The following is a 1,241-nucleotide window of genomic DNA, read 5'->3' as shown; positions in this document are numbered from 1 at the left end:
GCCCGCCCGGGGTCGGCCCGGCCACGGGCTCGGTGCCGGTGGCCGAGGGCGAGGACGCCACGCCGGTGCGGGGTCGCCGTCGCTGGGTCCTGCCGGTCGTCGTCGTGGCGCTCCTGGTCGTCGTCGGTGGCGCGGTGTGGGGTGTGCTGCACGCGAAGGGGACGCCGACCGTCACCACCTCGACGCTCCTCGTGCCGTCGCCCACCCCGACGCTCCAGCCGGTGGCGCGGACCGCCACCTCGACCTTCGCCGCCTCGCTGCCCGCCAGCGTGCTGCAGTACGCGCTCGCCTCGTCCGTGAACGACGACGCGTGGCTCGCCAAGGGTGCGCTCGAGGCGTACACCGAGACGTTCACCGACGGTGCCGGGACCACGCTCGGGCTCCAGGTGGGCCAGTGGGCCACGCCGCAGGAGGCGACCGCCGTGCTCGGTGCCCTCACCGCGACGCCGCCGACGGCCACCGAGGCAGCCACTCCTGGCGCGACGGCGTCCGCCGATGCCTCCGGGCTGCCCCGGACCGGGACGGTCGACGCGGCCGGGCAGGCCGTCGGCTCCTACGTCATCGTCGACAACGGGGACGGGACCGGGACGGCGACCTGGACCAACGGGACCGCGCTGCTGCAGCTCACCGGCCCGGTGGCCGAGATCGCCCGGGCCTACTCCGCGTTCCCGGTCTGATCGCTCCGGCCCGACCACCGGCCGGTTGCGTGGTGCGGGCGGCGGACGTCCGGTCGGTCGACCGGCGTACGCCGCCCGCACGCCTGCTCAGCCGGTGACTCCACCGGACAGGTCGTAGAGCGTGGTGCCGTCGACCGTCTGGGCCGTGAAGTGCTCCTGCACCCAGGTCGTGATCGCGACCGCCTGGTCCGAGCCCCCGGTGCCGCCGCTGGCGATGAAGTAATGGATCGCGCCCTCGGCCACCCAGGTCTGGAACTGCTCGAGAGTGGGTGAGGGGTCCGTCCCGTTGAAGCCGCCGATCGGCATCACGGACTCCTGCGCCGCCAGCTGGTAGCTCGCCGCGTTCTGCGAGCCGACGGTCGCCGCGACCCAGGTGTAGGTGCTGGCGTCCGCCTGCAGCGCAGCCGTGACCTGCGAGCTCACGGTGACACCGTCGAGCAGGCCGCCGATGCCGCCGCCGGGTGTCCGCTCCCGGCCGGACCCGTCGGATCCGGTGCGTCCGCCCGGGAGGCCCTGGGCGCCCGGCTGGCCGGCTGCCGACCCGGCCTGGCTCCCAGGTGCCGC

2 protein-coding genes are annotated in these 1,241 nt (G+C 75.3%); one reads left to right on the top strand and one right to left on the bottom strand.

Annotation, left to right across the window (positions count from 1 at the left end):
• The coding region (locus tag F2B26_RS16295; protein WP_159811122.1) for a hypothetical protein at window positions 1–677 on the top strand (677 nt) is incomplete at its 5' end.
• An 87-nt stretch (window positions 678–764) separates the two neighbouring features.
• Here F2B26_RS16295 and F2B26_RS16290 read toward each other — a convergent pair.
• A partial coding sequence (locus tag F2B26_RS16290; RefSeq protein WP_499679454.1) for a mannosyltransferase YkcB-related protein occupies window positions 765–1,241 on the bottom strand: 477 nt, incomplete at its 5' end.

It is taken from the genome of Cellulomonas citrea, from assembly GCF_009829685.1.
Classification (GTDB): domain Bacteria; phylum Actinomycetota; class Actinomycetes; order Actinomycetales; family Cellulomonadaceae; genus Cellulomonas; species Cellulomonas citrea.
This window is presented reverse-complemented; position numbering and strand designations above follow the sequence as displayed.